Here is a 16,523-nt window from a genome sequence, read left to right as displayed (position 1 = left end):
GGGGTCAGCCCCAGAAGATGTCGGTGGGGTCGGCGTCGACCTCCGCGAGTAGGTCGGCAATCGCGGCGGTGGGCCGCGCCCGCTCGTAGGCGCGGAATTTGAGGTTTCGGTCCCGCGCGCTGAGCGACCACAGCCCCGTGGCGGCCGTGTACGTGTTAGGAGGGCTGTCCCAGAGCGGTCGTCAGCCGGGCGGGCGGCCGTTGACCCGTGTTCGGTGAGTCGGCACATCGGCCAGGGGTCGACACTGGTCTACGTTTGGCCGGACGGCGCCCGCGGGGTCAGGTGGGGCGGTGTCCCCAGCCGAGGGCTGGGGGTGGGATGGAGAGGTAGGTGTGGCCGGTGGGGGTGGTGATCGCGGTGATGTGGGTGCGGGGCCTGGCGTTGCGGGCGATGTGGGTGTTGCGGTCGGTCTCGGGTCCGGCGGCGTAGGCGGCGATCTCGGCGCGGGTCAGGACGCGGGTGGTGAACCCGGGCAGGTCTTTGGTGTAGTTGCAGCCGGCGGACAGGCCTTGCCCGTTCTGGTAGCTGGTGGGCCCGCCCTTCGCGGCCGGGACGGCGTGGTCAGCGTGGCGGATGGGGGCATCGCAGTGGGGCATCCGGCAGCGGTCGTCGCGCAGGATGAGCAGGGAGCGCAGCAGGGGTGGGAAGAGGCGGGCGGCGGATTCGAGGGCGATCAGGTCGCGCCGGTCGGGGCTGGTGAACGCCCGCCGCAGGGACGCCGCGGCGGGGTGTTCGCCGGGGCCCGGCGGACCGCAGTGGTTGTCGGGGGTGTCGGTGTCGGTGTCGGGGGTGTCGCAGCCGCAGAGGAGCCATTCGCGGGCGAGGGCGGCGGGGATGGTGCCGTGGCCGAGGATGCGGACCGGGTCGGCGGCGCCGGCGCAGCGGCTGCCCTCGCCGGGGCGGTGCCAGGCAGGCTCGGTGGGTGGGTGCTGCTCCGTCGGGGTTGGCGGCTCGCCCGCCGGGGCTTCGGTGATGGGGTCGGACTCGGTGGCGGGGCGGCTGTCGGGATGCGTGTCGGCGGGGTCGGTGTCCTCGGGATCGGCGGCCTTGTCCGGGTCGCCGCGATCGTCACCGGGGGATCGCGCGGGCGCGGCGGGTTCCGCGGCGGGACGACTCTCATCGGCCGGCTGGGTCCTGCTGCCCGCGCGGGTGTCGGCGGGCTCGGCGCCGTCATCGTTCGGCTCGCCGTGGGTGTCGGGCTCTCCAGGCGACGGCTGGTCGGTGGGCTCGCCGTCGTCGGTGGGGTCAGCGTCGGCGGTGGCATCGCCGGGAACCGTCTCGGCCGGCGAGCTGGCAGCAGGCTCGGACTCGGGCTCGGCAGCGTCGGCTTCGGCGGGCCAAGGTTCGGGTTCGCCAGCGCCGGCGTCGTCGCCAGTGTGGGTGTCGGCAGTCTCGGTCGCGCCGCTGTCGCTGCCGGTGGTTTCGGTGGCACGGCTGTCGGCGGTGCTGTCGCTGCCGGTGGTTTCGGTGGCACGGCTGTCGGCGGTGCTGTCGCTGCCGGTGGTGTCGGGAGCGCCGGTGGTGTCGGTGTCGGTGTTGTCGATGTCGGGAGCGCCGGTGGTGTCGGTGTCGGTGGTGTCGGTGGTGTCACTGGCGGTGGGGGTGAACAGGTCGCCCAGGTCGTTGAGGTTCTTGCCGTACAGGTTGTCGGGGGTCATCACCAGGGTGACCGCGGCCGGGGGGAACTGCCCGGACGCCAGCCCAGACAGCCGCGCGATGGCGGTGTCGGCCAGCACCTGCGAATAGGTCCGCTCCCCCGGCGGGTCGTCCGGGTCGGCGCCGGCGAGCACGCCGGTGGCGTGCCGGTGCAAACACGCGTACGCCGACACGATCCGCGGCAACGTGTCCAAGAGGGTCAGGTAGGCCATCCCGTCCGGCGCCGGCCGGGTCCACGCTCCCCGGGAGGAGACCGCTTTGGCGTGCCTGGCCAGGACGGCGTCCGGGTCGAGCCGGGCGGCGACCTGGGCGGCGGCGGCCCGCGCCTGCGCCAGGGTCAACACCGGCAACCGCTCCCCGAGCTCGGCGTCCAGGAGGCGCTGGTCGTCCTCGGACAACCCGGCGGCTTCGGCACAGACCGCGCCCGCGACCGCCGGGGAGATCAGGCCCGCGGTCAGGGCGGCCAGGGTGTGCGGTAACACGCTAGTCAACGCCCGCGACTGGGACAGCTGCGCCTGCGCCGCCGACGGGCTACACCCGCGGGCCAGCGCGAGTTGCGGGGTGATTCCCCGCCCCGCCGCCCGCGGCGAGAGCCCGCGGGCGTGCGCGTCGGCGGTATGGGTGTCGGCGAACGCGACGCTCACTCGCGCCTGGGCCGCCGCCAGGGCCGCTTTGAGGCGTTCACACACGCTCAACACCTCGATCCGCTCCCCCTGCCCCGCGTCCTGGGCCAGGCCGTCGACCTCGGCCAACGCGTCGGTGATCGCGGTCAGCCAGGCCACCTGATCGCTCGCCCGCTGTGGTGCCCCCACCAGCTCCGCGAACCGCGACCCGCACTCATCCCCACCCTCGCCGCCGCCGGGGTCGCCGCCGCCGCCGCGACGGGGGAACTGGGCGGCCTCGTAGTCCTCCATGTCCGCCCGGATCTGGGCGAAGAACGCGGCCTCCTCGGCCGCGTCGGCGAACATCGGCTCCTCATCCCCGCGTTGCAGCAGCGCCAGCTCTTCCTCCGGACTCAGCTGACCGGCCAGCCCGTCACAGTCATCAAAGAAGTCATTCACGGTGTGGTCCCAGCCGCCATCGTCCCCGGGGGTTCCGGGGGTGGTGGGTAGGATCGCCGTCATGCCACAATTGTATAGGATTAGCAGGTATGGAGCAAGAACAAATATCAGATTTATGGGGCAAAAACGTTGCAGTTAGATGGTTCATTGAGGTTTTCTCACCAGGCCGGGGTTGACCGCTGGGTGTGACGCGTGTAACCTGGGGTGATGGCGTGTCGGATGTGCCACGCGGGGTCCATGGGGCCAGAGTCGGTTTCGACAAAGTCCCCGTCTCGACCCAGGACCCCGCGTGCTGTCATATCGTGCCACCCTCGACGTCCCCGTTTCCACCGTCGCCCGGGTCTCCCGCTGGCTACAAGCCCACCGCCGCCGAGTCGATCGCCGGCCATGGCAGCGGGCCGCGACCTGCTGGACCCAGGCCATCCTCGTCCTACGCTGGCTCAAGGACGGCACCGACATCGACCTGCTCGCCCGCGACGCGAAGGTCAGCCAGGCGAGCGGGTACCGCTACCTACACGAAGCGATATCGGTGATCGCCGCCCACCTGCCGGACCTGCCCGAGGTGCTGGCCGCCGGACACGCGGCCGGGTGGGCGTACGTGTGCCTCGATGGCACCCTGATCGGATCCACCCGCTCGTCGGCGACATCCGCTGCCGGACATGACCTGTGGTAGGCCGGGAAACACAAACGACACGGCGGGAACATCCAGGTCGTCGCCGACCCGAGCGGGTTCCCGGTCTGGGTCTCGCCGGTCGAACCCGGCTCCACCCACGACCTGAGCGCCGCCCGCCGGCACGTTCTGCCCGCCCTCTATCCGGCCGCCGCCGCCGGGTTGCCGACCCTGGCCGACAAGGGCTACGTCGGCGCCGGGATCGGCATCCACCTCCCCTACAAGGGCGCCAACCTCTGCCCCGACAACCGCACCCACAACCTGCTCCTGTGCTCCCTGCGCGCCCCGGCCGAACGCGCCAACGCCCTCCTGAAGTCCTTCAAAGCCCTCCGCCGGGTCACCCTCTGCCCACCCTCTGCCCCTGGGCGGATCGGCGATATCACCGCCGCCGCCCTCGTCATTCTCACCATGCAACGAGGCCGCTAGTGAGAAAACCTCATTGCTCCGTATCCACCGCTGGGTGCTTTCGCGAGCACGCAGCAGGTCTCTTGGAGGTTGTGTTGACCCGAAAGCCCGAACTGGCGCCGTGGCTGCCGCAGCTTTCACCGCCCCCTGCGAAGGGCACGCGACATTGAGGAAAGGCGGTCCCCGCCAGGGTCGTGGCAAGGTCCGGAGGTAGGCGCGCTGACCTGGGGTTTTGTGCGGCGGCGGTTGCCGTTGTGTCGCGCCGGGTTCTCCGCACACATCGGCGTGACCGGCGTGGCGTGTGGGGCGGATATGGCCTGCGGGGCTTGACTGGCGGTTACCACACTGCTGCCGAGCCGAGAGACCACACCCGCGCATGTCATTTTCGCGTACTCCTGCCCCAGGGCGGGTCTCGACACGGTCGTTGTTGTCGGTGCTCACGCAGTTGTCGGATCCTCGGGCTCGGCAGGGGCCGGCGCTACGACCCTGGTGCCGTTGGTGGCTGCGGCCATAGCGGCCACGCTGGCTGGAGCCAGCTCTTCCGTGGCGGTCGCGTCCTGGCTGGCCGACCAAGACGCGTCGACCGCGGCAGCGTTGGGGTTTCCCTCGAGGCCTCGCAGCCCGGAGGCATCGGTGTTCCGGCGGCTGTTTACCAGGCTGGACCCCGAGGTGCTGGATGCGGTGATCGGGGCATGGATGTGGACCACGACCACGGTGGTCAAGGGTCGGCGGGTGATCGCCGTGGACGGCAAGACCATCCGCGGCGCCCGCCGGGCTGGCGTGGTCACGCCCTACCTGGTCGCGGCGTTCGACCACCCGCGTGGTGTCGTCATCGGTCAGGCCGCCGCGGGTGAGAAAACCAACGAGATCCCCACCGTCAGAACACTGTTGACGTCCCTGGCCAGCGTGTTCGACCTGGCCAGGACCGTGGTCACGATCGATGCGATGCACCGCCAGGACGAGATCGCGACAACCATCACCGGCGCCCGGGCGGACGACATCTTCACCGTCAAGAACAACCGCCCGAAACTACGGGCTGCGCTCAAGACGCTGCCGTTGGGCGCAGGTCCCGGAACACTCCACCGTGGAGAAAACCAAGGGCCGCCGGGCCCGGCGCACCATCAAGACCGTCCAGGTCCCAACCTGGATCTCCTTCCCCGTCGCTACCCACGTCGCTCAGCTACCCCGCACCGTCACGGTGAACGGGAAGAAGAGCGTCGAGGTCGTCTACCTGACCACCTCCACGACCGCTACCCCGGCCGACCTCGCCGCGATGGTTCAAGGCCACTTGGGGATCGAAAACAAGCTCCCCTACGTCCGCGACGTCGCCTACAACGAGGACGCCTCCCGGATCCGTACCGGGAACGCACCCCGGGTCATGGCCACCCTCCGCACCATCGCCATCGGACTCCACCGCCTGGCCGGCACCACCAACATCACCACCGCGCTACGCCACCACAACCGACGACCAGACAAGGTCATCACCCTGCTGACCTGCACAAACTGGACTTTGCCATGACCCTGCGGTCCCCGCGCTCCCAGACCCGCCTCGTAGCGCTCAGCGGGCCTGCGCCCGGGCGTTGATTTCGGCAACTTGCCGGCCGGGGTCGTCGAGGCTGAGGATGAGCCGGTCTTAGTGTTCGTCGGTCAGTTCAATGACGACTGCGTCCGCGTAGCCGCTGACATTCCAGAATTGGCGTTCGCCGTCAGCGTGGAAGGTCCCGGACAACTTGCCACCGAATCGCAGGCCCGGGCCACGCCAACCCTTGGGCTCAGCCTCCATACCAGGATCGTGCGTGGCGCCACGCACGTGACTCCACGGCACCTGCAGTTGCCCGGTGAAGGACCACAACTTGTCCAGGCCGACCGGCTCGATGATCAGGTCGGTTTCGGTTAACGTGACGGCGTTGCGCATGAGAAACCTCATTCTGGGAGAAGGAGCCCGGCACGCCTGGCGAGGTGGGTGCCGATCTTGGCCGGGTCGGCGTCGAAGCAGTTGTCGATGGCCTGTGCGCACAGGGCGCGGATCGACTCGTCGGTTGGGGCGAGTTCGAGAAGGGCGACGAGGGTCAGGTCCTTGGCGCGATCATCACGCGAACGTCGACTCAGGATGTTGGTCACGCTCGCTCGCAGCAGGCCGTACTTGCTGCCATAGATCTTGTACAGGCTGGCCCGGCTGATCCCGAGTTCGGACACCAACGCATCGACCGAGAGCCCGTCGTAGCCGCGATGTCCGAACAGCCGGATCGCCGACCGCAGGACGTCGTCCTCGTCAAAGCTTCGGGGCCGTCCCATGCATTACAGACTACTCGTTACAGAACAATTAGTCTAGTATTGAGATGGCCGGAACTCACGCACTGGCCTGGAAGGCACCAACGACCTCGAAGGTCTCCGGGCTGAGTTCGACCTGGGTGAGCAGGATCCCGTAGCCAGCGCCGGGGTCGACGAAGAAGTCGGTGCCTTGTCCCCCCGACCAGCCGAAGCGACCGGCGTGCTCGCCGACGAGGTCGATCCCCACGCCATACCCCCAGCCGTTGCCGGACCAGAATCCCGGGAAGAAGCTGTCCGGGGTCTTGCTCTCGGCAGCAACCTGATCGCTGGTCATCGCCGCGACGTGGTCGGCGGTGATGAGCGGCGTGCCGTCGGGCAGCCGGAAACCGTCGCGCAAGAGCTGGGCAAGCCACGCGAAATCCGCTGCGGTGGAGACGAGTTCGGTGTGACTGACATCGAACGGCGGCGGCCCGGCATAGAACCCACCACCGGCCGGCTCGGTCTCGACCGGTGCACCATCCTCCAGCCGGTATGCCGCTGGCAGCCTTCTGTGTTTGTCCTCGGGGACCCAGAAGCCGGTGTCAGGCATGCCGATCCGCTCGAAGAGGTCCGCCCGCAGATAGTCATCCAGAGTCATCCCAACAACCCGTGAGACCAGGACCCCGAGCAGGCCGAACGAATGATGATAGCGCCAGCCGCGGCCCGGCTGGAAGGCAAGGGGCAGATCGGCGAGGGCGGCGACCCACTCATCGGCGCCGAGGGTGACTGGCTCCGGGCCGGCCTTCGGTCTCGTTGGCGCGCATGGCGTCCAAAAGAGGACAATCGTCCATCGGTATGCCGTACCCGCTCTGGCAGGTCAGCAGATCGCGGACGGTGATGTCGCGATCGGCGGGAACCGTCCGGTCCAACGGCCCGTCGGGAGCGCGCAGCACACGCCGGCCGGACAATTCGGGCAGCCAGGTCGTCACCGGGTCGTCCAATCCCAGGCGGCCGGCCTCCACCAGTCGGAGCGTGGCGAGCGCGGTGATCGGCTTGGTCATCGACTGAATCCGCACGATCGCGTCCGTGGCCATGTTGCCGACAGCGACGACGACCGGCTCCCCCTGATGGGCACGCACGGCGACCGCGCCGGGGAGCCGTCCAGCGTCGACGAAGGGCTGAAGAAGTTCGCGGAGGTGCTCGGGGTCGGTCATGTCGTCCTATCGGTTCGTGGCCGCGTCGACGAACGCGGCGATGAGCGGATGAGCTTGGGCTGCAGCTAATTCGGGCTGGAACAGGGAGGTCAAGAAGTGCGGGTGGTCGCTCACCTCGATAATCCGGACCGCACCCTCACCGTCGCGGCCGGGCACGACCAGTCCTCGCTCGACGAGGACCGCGTCGGCGCCCGGAGCCAAGCCGAAGTTGCAGTGAAACCGTTCCCGGCTCGACGGCATACCGAGATCGCCACGCGCACGGCGGTCAGCGCACCCGCCTCACTGGCGTAGGGGGAGCCCGGCACTAGCCAGACGCCATCGGCCGCGGCGAGCCCAGCCGGGTCGACGCGATCGGTTGGCACCCACGTGTGCTCGGCGCCGAGCGCGGCGAGGATGCCCGGAATGCGGCCGTGGGAGGCGATGTGCGGCGATTCGTCCCCGACGAGGAGGATGTGTGTGCTCATCGGATCATTCCCGCCATTGTCCGTTGGACATCAGGACCGGCACGGCTTCGCGCGTGGAATCGAGCAGCGCCCCTGCTTGCCGGCATCGACAACGACGCCACCGATCCAGCGGCTTTGATCCGAATCCATGCCCCACATGGCGAACCCGACCCCCTCGTCGCCGGGCATCACCGCCACCGGGTTCCAGGTATCGCCATACACGCACAGGCCCAGGTGGTAGGCCACATCCGCGACAAACTCACGCTGATGCGGATGAACGGCCAACCCGACGCAGTCCCGCCAGTTGTCCGCCGAGACCGGGACGATGCTGAGGCCGACGCTCATGGCGCCATGATCGCACCCGCCTGGCCCGCGGAGAGATCGACGTGTCGTCACCGCCTCACAGGCGAGCGGAGCCGATCCGTCGATCGCGATGCTGGGCTGCCACACGTAACAGGGTTCTTGACGTTTTGGCTGGTCACCGCTACGGTGTGTCCACCTTGTTTCTGCTCTCACCTGGCCTCCCGCCACCCCGGAGCACCGACCAGCAGCTCCGGACCATCGACCGAAGACCCACCCGTCATCGACGTCGGAAGGCATCTTGGCCATCGGCCGCCACGACGCGCGGCCAGCTTTTCTCCAAGGAGACCCTCAATGTCGCAGGTCGCCGTCGACTCCTCCCCCAGCCTCGATCCGGCCATGGAGGCCAAACGCCGAAGTACCGTCACCTGGGTGGTGACGCTCGCCACTATCGGACTCATCTTCGACGGCTACGACCTGGTGGTCTATGGCGTTATCTTGCCGATGTTTCGCAAGAACCCGGACCTCATTGGTCCCGTCAACGAGTCGACAGCGGGCCTGCTGGGTAGTTATGCCCTCTTCGGCGTGCTGGTCGGCGCGCTGACCGCGGGGGCGTTTGGCGACACCATCGGTCGCCGCAAGGTGCTCTTGACGGCATACGTCTGGTTCAGCGTCGGCATGCTGATCTCGTCATTCATGACGACCACGACATCGTTCGGGATCATGCGCTTTATCACCGGCCTGGGCATCGGGGCGGTGGTCGGAACGACTGCCGCCCTCGTCGCGGAATTCGCGCCCCCGGGCAAGAAGAACCTCATCAACGCGATCACCTACTCGGGTGTCCCCTTAGGGAGCATGCTGGCTGCCCTGGCCGCAATCACTTTGGCCAGCAAGGTCGGCTGGACCGGCCTGTTCCGCATCGGCGCCCTCCCGATCCTCACGCTGTTCCCACTGGCGCTATGGAAGATGCCCGAGTCGGTTGCCTGGCTGGCGGCACGGGGACGGATGGACGAGGCACGCCGCACCTCAGCGAAGACCGGTATGCCGATCCCGGCCGCGCCCAGCCCCTCCGGCGACAGCACCCGGCGGGTTGAGGCCGGCCCGGTCGGCTTTGCTGGGCTGTTCAGCAACCACTACCTGCTGGCCACGATCCTGCTCGGCTTGACCAGCGCAACCGGGCTCATGGTTGTCTACATGCTGCAGACGTGGCTGCCGACGCTCATGGGTCCGCTGCTGGGCAGCAAGGCCGCCTTGTGGATCCTCTTCTTCGTCAACGCCGGCGCCGCCATCGGTGCGCTGTTCGCCTCCCGGGTGGCCGATCGATTCGGGGCGCAACCCGTCGTGGCCGTCTGCTTCCTCCTCGGAGCGATCTTTGTCGTGCTGCTGACGATGAGCCGCAATCTGTGGCTGCTCGTTCCCATCGCCATGGTCGTCGGCCTGGGCTCCAGCGGCACCCAGATCCTCATCTATGGCATGGTCGCTTCGTATTATAGAACTAATGTAAGAGGTGCCGGGACGGCCTGGTGCGCCGGCTTCGGGCGCCTCGGTGGCGTGGGAGGCCCCTATGTCGGCGGTTTGCTTGCGGCGACATTCGCGACGACCGCTCAGGTGACGAAGAATCCGGCTGCCGGGCGGCCGATCTTCTGGGCGATCGCCGGGATCGCGGTCGTCGGTATGGTCTTCTGCCTGCTGGTGCCCAAGTCCAAGGACTTGGCCGTCTCGGAGATCGCCCAAACCACTCCCTCGATTGGTCTTGCCGAGCGGACAGCCGCCGCGCCTGCCGCCTCACCTAGGATGACCGCGCCCGCGGCTGGAGCGGCGCCCGGCTCAGGCGTGCCGGCTGCCGCACCCGCGCCTGGCCAGGGCCTGACGGCCACTGGTGCGAAGCCCAGGCTCTATTCACGGATCCTCATTGCCATCGACCCCACCCCGAATCGAGAGCACGAACAGCTGATGCGCCGCTGCCACGAACTCGGCGAGATCACCGGCGCCTCGATCTATGTCCTGTATGTCGCGCCCGGCCACATCGCGCCACGAGTATCGCCCGGCAGCGGCCACGTGAGCGCCGGGGTGGACGCTGACGTCGACCATTCCCACGTGCAGGCCATGCAGGCCTTCATCGACTCGCTCACCGCCTCGGGCATCGAGGCCCGAGGGGAGATCGTCGCCGCAACCGAACACGACATTGCGGAGGTGATCCTCGCCCGGGCGACACAACACGATGTCGACCTGATCATCCTCGGCCACGAATTGCACGTGAAGGGGCGGCATACCCACGTGGCCGAGCGGGTCCTGGAGAGCCACCCCCACCGCTCGATTCTGCTCGCAAAGCCGCCCGTCGGCACCTAGTCACCCCACGAAGTTCGCCCACGCAGAGCGTGGGCCCTCGCTCCTGCCCACGCAGAGCGTGGGACCCAGGCGCTCCGATACTTCGCGGGGACCCCGACATTTGACAGACATGCGTTGGTGACGAGCAGTTGACCGCTCCCCCGGTGCCGTAGGTCAACACGCGCCTCGCCGAGCCCACCCAAAGGGCCTGCGCGATCCGTCAACGAGAAGACGGGAGGATCAGGCATCGGCGAAGGAGTGACGTGGACGCGCGGGCGGATTTCGCGGCATACGTGCAGGGGCGGTGAGCTCGACTTGCGAGGGCCCCTCGCCGCCGCCGCCCTCCGGGCGATCACCCCGCGGCAGCGCGCGGTGATCGTGCTGCGCTTCTATGAGGACAAGACCGAGGTCGAAACCGCCGCGACCCTCGGCTGCTCGGTGAGCACGGTCGCCATGGGGCTAGTGGCCTTCGCGGCCTGGCCGACCGGCGAGACGTCGATGACGGCGCCGCCCGCCGCGACGCCATCGAGTGTCGTCTCGGGCTATCCGCGCGCCATCGCCAAGCCTCCCTTCACCCCTGGCCTGGCCGACCACCTTGGCCCCAAAGCGGTGGCGCTCACGTCCTCGGACAACCGTCCCTGGGTGGTCGACCCCAACGGCCAGGTCGCCCGAGTCGAGCCCGGGCCGCCGATGGCGTCCACCGCTGCGCTCTCGCCCGACGGCCGGTGGCTGACCATCGGGGTGGCGCTCCTGACCTGACGACCGGCAAGAGCCAGGAGCCCGCGGGCCGCGCCGGCGACTTGGCGGCCGCCGACGAAACCAGCTCCGGCTGGTGGAGCGAGGACTCCCGGCGGGCAGCGGAAAGGTTGCCGCCTCGCTCGCGCCGAACCACAAACGCGTGCTCGTGCGCTGGAAGAGCGACGATCCCGACGACGGACTCAAGATATACGCCATGCAGTTCGACGTGGCCACCGGCGACCGAGCTGGTATGCCGCTCGCGAACGGCGAGGTGGACAAGAAGTACTGGGCATTCGGCTTGGGAGTTGGTTGGGAGGGCTGGGGCTGCCGCCCAGCGTGGCACTCCGGTCTGCCGGTGATCACCGATCGACAGATCTCGGCGAGCCACGAGCGCGACCCGAAGATCACCGTGTCGAACCGCTTCGACCTGCGCTGCGCGAGCTTTGCCGGGGACCGGATCGAGGGCCAGGCCGCCAGCAACCGCCTCCGCGTGGTCCAGGCGTGGCTCTGGTACCCCGGCCTTCCCGGCCTACTCCTGGCCACCTTCGCCGGCGCTGTTGCCCTGTTCGGTTGGCGGAGCATGCGAAGCCGGTGACACGATCATCATTTGGGCAGCGGACGGGTCGGTGTCAGCGGATGTGGATGAGCTGGTTTTTTTCGATCACCCACAGGTCGGCTCCTGAGGCCGCCATGACCGAGGGAAACTCGACGGAATGAGGGCGCCAGTCGAGCGCTGGCCCGCAGCCCTCGGCGTCGAGGTTCTGGATCAGCAGCCGATCTGGTCCCGAGGCCCCCGACAATAGCCATGCGTGCTCATTTGAGCCGACCAGGCGGGGCTCCTCGGTTCGGCAACCGGGCAGGTCTGCCGCCGACCCTGTCTTTCCAGTCACTCTCTTGACCTCCGCAGACGGGAGGTCCGCGGCGGATCCTCCCGTCGTTCGCGATGGGGGGGCAACATCGCCGGCGGCGAAGACATCGCGGCCGGCCGACACGAGTGTTTCGCCGCCGTTGCCGACAGCCCTGGCCACACGCTCGTAATTCCCGGTTTCCACGTCCACGCGGAAGACAACCCGGCCCGCATCGGGCCCGCATCGTTCGTGATGGTCGCAACATAGAGCCCAGTCCCGGAGAGGGCGAGCACGGACATGCCCAGGTTGGAGATCTCGCGGTCCCTGATCGTCGTGACCTCTCGGGTGACGCCGCCCTCCAGACGCAGCACGGTCGGATGGGCGCCTGTCCAGCGGATCACGTATGCCGCCGGGCCCGAGGCTGCCACAGCGCCCCCGATCCCCGGGTAGGTGCGCAGTTTCCTGCCTTCAGAATCGAATTCCGCCACTGCGGCGGAGCGATCGCCAAATCCCACGCGACTGACCCAAATCCGCTCGTCGGAGGCCGCCAGCCAGCCGGGCTCCGGGCCCAAGTCGGCCAGCTTGGTCCCCTTTCCGGTCCGCGGATCCAGCCGCACCAGAGCTTCCTGGATAAAGCGTTCCGATCCGACACTGACAAGGATTCCGTGGGTGGTCGCCACCGCATTGCGCGGCCACGGCCGTTTCCCGTCATCGAGCCCGGGCCAACTGATTGGCAGGGTCTGCACGACCTTCGGCGCGGGCCGATTCGGTGCCGAGCCGGTCACCGTGGGCCCGGCCGGGGGCGTGGGATCGGTTCGGTTGTACGGCAGCTGGGTTGCGGCAACCAATGCAAGTAGTGCAGCACGACGACGCGCCGTTGCTCGATCGGCAACTCGCCGACGGCCTGAATCAGCGCGATCCGCACCGGATCGGGCTCAGCGATCACGGCAGGCTGCCAGGACCGTTCGAGCAGCTCCTGCCCCCGCCTTCTGCGGCGCCACTAGCTCACCGCCAGCCGGTATGCCGTCTGCCGCACCCAGGCATCCCGGCCCACCTCGATGAGCCGGTCGCGATGCTGTCAGGCGCGCACGAACGCGACCTGGACGCAGTCCTGCGCCTCGGCGCGATCGCCGATCATCAGCGTCAGTTGGGCGACGATGCGGGCGAAGGACGCGGCATACCAAAGATCGAACTCCTCCTCGTCCATCGCCCACCTCCCTCCCGTCACCCGGCCTGCTCCCGGTCTACGCTCCCCGAGGCGAGAAGGTTGCACCCATCACCCACCTTTTCCAGGCGGCCCGTCAGCGCTCCCAGTGGCTGTCCTCCACGAACGATCCCCGGGCAGCCAGTTCGGCAACGATCCGGGCATGCTCGGCCTCGTCGACGCGGAAGCGGGCACGCCAGACCAGATAGGCGAGGGCGATCAGGATCGCGGGCAGCACGAGCATCGAGAACTTCATCAGCCGGATGCCGCCCGCGGTCACCTCGGCCGCGGTGTCGGCATCGTTGATGCCCGCCAGGATGATCGTCGCCGAGATGATCCAGGTGTTCATTGCCGCCGAGGTCTTGTTGATAAAGGGTTGCAGCGCAAAGGTGACCGCGTTGTTGCGGCGGCCGAGCTTCCACTGGCCATACTCGATCGTGTCGGCCTGGAAGACGAGCATCAGCAGCATGATCCAGGACGCGAGGAAGAACATGACGAACGCGAGCGCCCCGAGGATGGCGAGCTTCATCGGGGCGGCGACGAACGCGGCATAGGCGATCACGATGATGACCGTGGACCACGTGTAGATCCGTCCTCGCGGCCACCGCTTGCGCACGAGGGGGAAGGTCATCAGCCCGGCGATCTGCCCCAGGCCGACGAAGAGCGCGAAGACGGGAAAGACGTTCTCGTCGCCGTAGGCGTACTTGAAGAAGTACCAACCAAACGTGATCGTCGTGCCATAGCCGAGCATGAACAACAGGTATGCCGCTGCCGCCCAGAGCAATTGGTCGTTGCGGAAGAGCACCCTCGCCAGTTGGCGCAGGTCGGTGTGGGCCCCGTCGAGGTCGATGTCCCGACGCTCTCGCACCCCGACGAAGGTGACCGCCATCAACGCCACCATGACGGTGACGGCGATGACCGCGAACAACTGCCACGAGGCGGGCGAGCCGCCCTCCGTGCCCGCCAGAACGGCCACGACGATCGGCGCCCCGGACACGACGGCGAACTGGCCGACGCTGGCAAACGTCTTCGCGGTCGCCGCCAGCCGTTCCCGCTCACTCGGGTTGAGCGACAGCGCCGGCAACATCCCCCAATAGCCGAGATCATGGGCCGACCAGGCGATCCCCCAGACCAGCAGGATCACCCCAAAGGCGACGACAAAGGCGCTGCCGCTCAACCCAAAATCGGTGAACAGCAGCACCGTCGCCACCGCCGAGACCACTCCCCCGCCGGCCAGCCACGGCTTGAACTGCCCCCACCGGCTGCGGCTGCTGTCCACGAGCGCACCGATCACCGGGTCGAGGAAGGCGTCGCCGAGCCGGACGATCAGCATGACCGCCGAGATCCACCACATCGTCGCGCTGGGCACATCGAGGACGTCGGTCAGATAAACGACGAGATAGAACGCGACGAGCGTATAGACCCCGTCGCGCCCGAGCGTGCCGACACCGAAGGTCCACAGGTTGCGGCGGAAGTCGGGCGAGGCCTGGGATCTCAGGTCGGCGCCCGCCGCCTGCCGGGGGCCGGCGTCGGTCATAGCCGCACCCTACTGGCCGGTCACCCCGGTCCACACCCGCCGGGCGCGTAGCGGCACATCGACCGCCCGAGCGCGGCGAGCGTCTTCTCGTCCTCGGCCTTCCACGCGGCGATCCGGTTGGGCGTGGCCATGGCTTCGCTCGAGGCGCTGATCGTGAGCAGCGCATTGCCGACCCTCTTCAGGCCCATGTGGCCGCTCCAGATGTAGAGCTTGCCGTTGGTGCGCACAATCTGGGCGATAAGCGCCTCGTCCGCGCCAAGGGGTTCGACGGCGAACTCGTGCGTGAGGCCCGGCGCGCCACCCTTGGTGTCGGGCGCGACGCCGGAGCATGACCGGGCCGACTCGATCCACGCCTCGTATGCCGCCGCCGCCTCGCGGTCGTCGGCAAACAGCCGAAGTTGCCGCACCACGTTCCCGGCGGGGCTGGATAGCTCCGCCATGATCGCGTCGGTGCCGTCATGGTTGCCCTCGGGGAACAAGCACGGCTGCAAGGCTCCGGCCGTGGTGATCTCCCTGGTCAACTCGGTGAACTTGTCATCGCCGGTGTGTTTCATCCCCTGCGCCAGGGGGAAGTTCTCGATCCTGGTCACCCAGCCGCCCCGCGGCGAGGACCCCGGGCCGAAGGACGCGCTGGACGTCGCCGAACCCGGCGACGCCGTGCCGCCGGTTGCCGGCCGGATCGCCGAGATGGCATCGGGCCGGGGGATCACGGCATACCCCGCCGTCCCCGGACAGACCTGGGTGAACGTCGTGTCGTCGCGCGGGGAGAGCGTAAACCCCGCGGTGAGCCGCGAGCCGGCGGCAACCTGACGGCCGTCGGTCAGCTGAGCAGCGCCGCCGCCAGTCGGGGGTTGTCCCACCCAACCCGTTGTCCGCCAATGGGTTCCGACGGGCAGCACGAGCACCCGCGGCATGGCTTCGCGCGATCCTTCCGGTGGCGCGGGCTCGTTGGTTGACGTGACCACCGCGCACTTGCCGTGGACAACGACCTTGACCTCCGCGGTGACGTCGACGCCGCTGAGGCCGGAGCCGCCCGGGGAGTTGGCAAACGCCCGGGGGTCCCGATTCAGCAATTCGAATCCGACCGGCGCCTCGGCCGCGGTCGTGGCGGCCCGGCCACTGCTGGAGGGGCCGCCCGGCAGTGGGGCCGGCGGCCCACCGTGGAAACCGGCGGCCACGACGATTGCTGCCAACGCACTCGCTGCCGCCACCCCGAGCCCCAGGTGTCGCCGCACCCGGCGCCGGGCACCGCGGGCCCGGATCTCGGCGGCGGGCACCGTGGGGTCGGCTCGCAACTCGTCCGCGAGTGAACGCACAGCGACGTCGAGGTCGGTCATGACGTCTCTCCCCTCTGGGTCATGGGGGCGCTCGCGTTCGCCGGATCCCCCAGCAACCCGGCGAGGGCGGCACGCCCGTAATGAAGGCGGGCCTTCACGGTGCCTTCGGCGACGCCGATCTCGTCGGCGATCTGGGCGACGCTCCGGTCGGCGAGATAGTGCAGCACGATCACCACCCGCTGCCCGTCGGGCAGTTTGGCCAGTGCGGCCAGCAGGTCGGCGCGGTCGTCGCTCACCGCCGGGTCCGGCATGACCGATGCCGAGGCGCGAGCGCCGAGTTCCTGCCCGCGCCGCCACCGCCGCCACCGGCTGACGGCCAGCCGGTGGGCGGTCGTGCGCACCCAGGCGTCCATCGAGGCCTGGGTGGCCAGCGAGACGCGCTTGTCCCACGCCCGGACGAACGCCTCTTGGACACAGTCCTGGGCCTCTGCGCGATCGCCGATCAGCGCCGTGAGCTGGCCGACGAGGCGCGGGAAGGAGGCGTCATACCACCGGTCGAACTCAGCCGCGTCCACGGCGTGCCCTCCCTCCG

16 protein-coding genes and 3 pseudogenes are annotated in these 16,523 nt (G+C 68.8%); 6 read left to right on the top strand and 13 right to left on the bottom strand.

Translation table 11 applies throughout. The features are described from left to right. Nucleotides 1–4 precede the first annotated feature (4 nt). Nucleotides 5–142: pseudogene (locus V9G19_RS09735) on the bottom strand (DUF3024 domain-containing protein); the annotation flags it as partial. Between the two features lie 136 nt (nucleotides 143–278). Then, on the bottom strand, nucleotides 279–2,780 hold the full coding sequence (locus tag V9G19_RS09730) for an HNH endonuclease (protein WP_462285280.1): 2,502 nt from the start codon (nucleotides 2,778–2,780) through the stop codon (nucleotides 279–281). Nucleotides 2,781–3,006: 226 nt separating this feature from the next. Here V9G19_RS09730 and V9G19_RS09725 point away from each other — a divergent pair. The 3 genes and pseudogenes from V9G19_RS09725 to V9G19_RS09715 all read left to right on the top strand — a co-directional run bounded on the left by V9G19_RS09725 (nucleotide 3,007) and on the right by V9G19_RS09715 (nucleotide 5,311). Further along, nucleotides 3,007–3,813, top strand: a pseudogene (locus V9G19_RS09725) (transposase family protein). 468 nt (nucleotides 3,814–4,281) lie between these two features. After that, a pseudogene (locus tag V9G19_RS09720) lies at nucleotides 4,282–4,821 on the top strand (ISAs1 family transposase); the annotation flags it as partial. Then, nucleotides 4,733–5,311, top strand: a complete 579-nt coding sequence (locus V9G19_RS09715; protein WP_462285279.1) for an ISAs1 family transposase — start codon at nucleotides 4,733–4,735, stop codon at nucleotides 5,309–5,311. The pseudogene V9G19_RS09720 and the gene V9G19_RS09715, both read left to right, overlap by 89 nt. Before the next feature lie 114 nt (nucleotides 5,312–5,425). Here V9G19_RS09715 and V9G19_RS09710 read toward each other — a convergent pair whose 3' ends face one another. The 6 genes from V9G19_RS09710 to V9G19_RS09685 form a co-directional block, all read right to left on the bottom strand. Next, on the bottom strand, nucleotides 5,426–5,707 hold the full coding sequence (locus V9G19_RS09710; RefSeq protein ID WP_462285278.1) for a hypothetical protein: 282 nt from the start codon (nucleotides 5,705–5,707) through the stop codon (nucleotides 5,426–5,428). Between the two features lie 8 nt (nucleotides 5,708–5,715). After that, nucleotides 5,716–6,087 carry a TetR/AcrR family transcriptional regulator gene (locus tag V9G19_RS09705; RefSeq protein ID WP_462285277.1) on the bottom strand — a complete coding sequence of 124 codons (372 nt, stop codon included), beginning with the start codon at nucleotides 6,085–6,087 and terminating at the stop codon, nucleotides 5,716–5,718. A 55-nt stretch (nucleotides 6,088–6,142) separates the two neighbouring features. Next, nucleotides 6,143–6,787, bottom strand: a complete 645-nt coding sequence (locus V9G19_RS09700; RefSeq protein ID WP_462285446.1) for a serine hydrolase domain-containing protein — start codon at nucleotides 6,785–6,787, stop codon at nucleotides 6,143–6,145. Nucleotides 6,788–6,809: 22 nt separating this feature from the next. Continuing rightward, nucleotides 6,810–7,256: a serine hydrolase domain-containing protein gene (locus V9G19_RS09695; protein WP_462285276.1), complete on the bottom strand. Its 447-nt coding sequence runs from the start codon at nucleotides 7,254–7,256 to the stop codon at nucleotides 6,810–6,812. Between the two features lie 110 nt (nucleotides 7,257–7,366). Further along, nucleotides 7,367–7,720 carry a hypothetical protein gene (locus V9G19_RS09690; RefSeq protein ID WP_462285275.1) on the bottom strand — a complete coding sequence of 118 codons (354 nt, stop codon included), beginning with the start codon at nucleotides 7,718–7,720 and terminating at the stop codon, nucleotides 7,367–7,369. A gap of 30 nt (nucleotides 7,721–7,750) precedes the next feature. Beyond that, entirely contained in the window at nucleotides 7,751–8,044 is a 294-nt protein-coding gene (locus tag V9G19_RS09685; RefSeq protein WP_462285274.1) for a hypothetical protein, read from the bottom strand. Nucleotides 8,045–8,353: 309 nt separating this feature from the next. Here V9G19_RS09685 and V9G19_RS09680 point away from each other — a divergent pair, with 309 nt between their 5' ends. From V9G19_RS09680 to V9G19_RS09670, 3 genes are all read left to right on the top strand, one after another. After that, entirely contained in the window at nucleotides 8,354–10,348 is a 1,995-nt protein-coding gene (locus tag V9G19_RS09680; protein WP_462285273.1) for an MFS transporter, read from the top strand. A gap of 294 nt (nucleotides 10,349–10,642) precedes the next feature. Further along, complete coding sequence (locus tag V9G19_RS09675; protein WP_462285272.1) at nucleotides 10,643–11,086, top strand: sigma factor-like helix-turn-helix DNA-binding protein; 444 nt, start codon at nucleotides 10,643–10,645, stop codon at nucleotides 11,084–11,086. A gap of 193 nt (nucleotides 11,087–11,279) precedes the next feature. After that, a complete protein-coding gene (locus V9G19_RS09670) occupies nucleotides 11,280–11,660 on the top strand; it encodes a hypothetical protein (RefSeq protein ID WP_462285271.1) in 381 nt (126 codons plus the stop codon). Between the two features lie 291 nt (nucleotides 11,661–11,951). On the opposite strand, the gene V9G19_RS09665 is transcribed toward V9G19_RS09670, so the two are convergent. From V9G19_RS09665 to V9G19_RS09645, 5 genes are all read right to left on the bottom strand, one after another. Further along, the gene (locus V9G19_RS09665) at nucleotides 11,952–12,659 is read right to left on the bottom strand and encodes a hypothetical protein (RefSeq protein WP_462285270.1); all 708 of its coding nucleotides are present in this window, start codon (nucleotides 12,657–12,659) and stop codon (nucleotides 11,952–11,954) included. Between the two features lie 332 nt (nucleotides 12,660–12,991). Further along, entirely contained in the window at nucleotides 12,992–13,120 is a 129-nt protein-coding gene (locus V9G19_RS09660; protein WP_462285269.1) for a hypothetical protein, read from the bottom strand. Nucleotides 13,121–13,214: 94 nt separating this feature from the next. Then, nucleotides 13,215–14,654, bottom strand: a complete 1,440-nt coding sequence (locus V9G19_RS09655) for a glycoside-pentoside-hexuronide (GPH):cation symporter (protein ID WP_462285268.1) — start codon at nucleotides 14,652–14,654, stop codon at nucleotides 13,215–13,217. A gap of 20 nt (nucleotides 14,655–14,674) precedes the next feature. Continuing rightward, on the bottom strand, nucleotides 14,675–15,991 hold the full coding sequence (locus tag V9G19_RS09650) for a hypothetical protein (protein WP_462285267.1): 1,317 nt from the start codon (nucleotides 15,989–15,991) through the stop codon (nucleotides 14,675–14,677). Next, a complete protein-coding gene (locus V9G19_RS09645) occupies nucleotides 15,988–16,506 on the bottom strand; it encodes an RNA polymerase sigma factor (protein WP_462285266.1) in 519 nt (172 codons plus the stop codon). The genes V9G19_RS09650 and V9G19_RS09645 overlap by 4 nt, the downstream gene beginning before the upstream one ends. Nucleotides 16,507–16,523: the final 17 nt, after the last annotated feature.

Origin of the sequence: Nostocoides sp. (assembly GCF_037045025.1) — a bacterium.
GTDB lineage: Bacteria > Actinomycetota > Actinomycetes > Actinomycetales > Dermatophilaceae > Nostocoides_A.
Note: the sequence above shows the minus strand (reverse complement) of the source record. Positions and strands in the feature narration are given on the sequence as shown.

Coding starts and splice junctions, on each gene's coding strand:
- V9G19_RS09730 (WP_462285280.1), bottom strand. CDS start 2,780: ATGACGGCGATCCTACCCACCACCCCCGGAACCCCCGGGGACGATGGC.
- V9G19_RS09715 (WP_462285279.1), top strand. CDS start 4,733: ATGCGATGCACCGCCAGGACGAGATCGCGACAACCATCACCGGCGCCC.
- V9G19_RS09710 (WP_462285278.1), bottom strand. CDS start 5,707: ATGCGCAACGCCGTCACGTTAACCGAAACCGACCTGATCATCGAGCCG.
- V9G19_RS09705 (WP_462285277.1), bottom strand. CDS start 6,087: ATGGGACGGCCCCGAAGCTTTGACGAGGACGACGTCCTGCGGTCGGCG.
- V9G19_RS09695 (WP_462285276.1), bottom strand. CDS start 7,256: ATGACCGACCCCGAGCACCTCCGCGAACTTCTTCAGCCCTTCGTCGAC.
- V9G19_RS09690 (WP_462285275.1), bottom strand. CDS start 7,720: ATGAGCACACACATCCTCCTCGTCGGGGACGAATCGCCGCACATCGCC.
- V9G19_RS09685 (WP_462285274.1), bottom strand. CDS start 8,044: ATGAGCGTCGGCCTCAGCATCGTCCCGGTCTCGGCGGACAACTGGCGG.
- V9G19_RS09680 (WP_462285273.1), top strand. CDS start 8,354: ATGTCGCAGGTCGCCGTCGACTCCTCCCCCAGCCTCGATCCGGCCATG.
- V9G19_RS09670 (WP_462285271.1), top strand. CDS start 11,280: ATGCAGTTCGACGTGGCCACCGGCGACCGAGCTGGTATGCCGCTCGCG.
- V9G19_RS09660 (WP_462285269.1), bottom strand. CDS start 13,120: ATGGACGAGGAGGAGTTCGATCTTTGGTATGCCGCGTCCTTCGCCCGC.
- V9G19_RS09655 (WP_462285268.1), bottom strand. CDS start 14,654: ATGACCGACGCCGGCCCCCGGCAGGCGGCGGGCGCCGACCTGAGATCC.
- V9G19_RS09650 (WP_462285267.1), bottom strand. CDS start 15,991: ATGACCGACCTCGACGTCGCTGTGCGTTCACTCGCGGACGAGTTGCGA.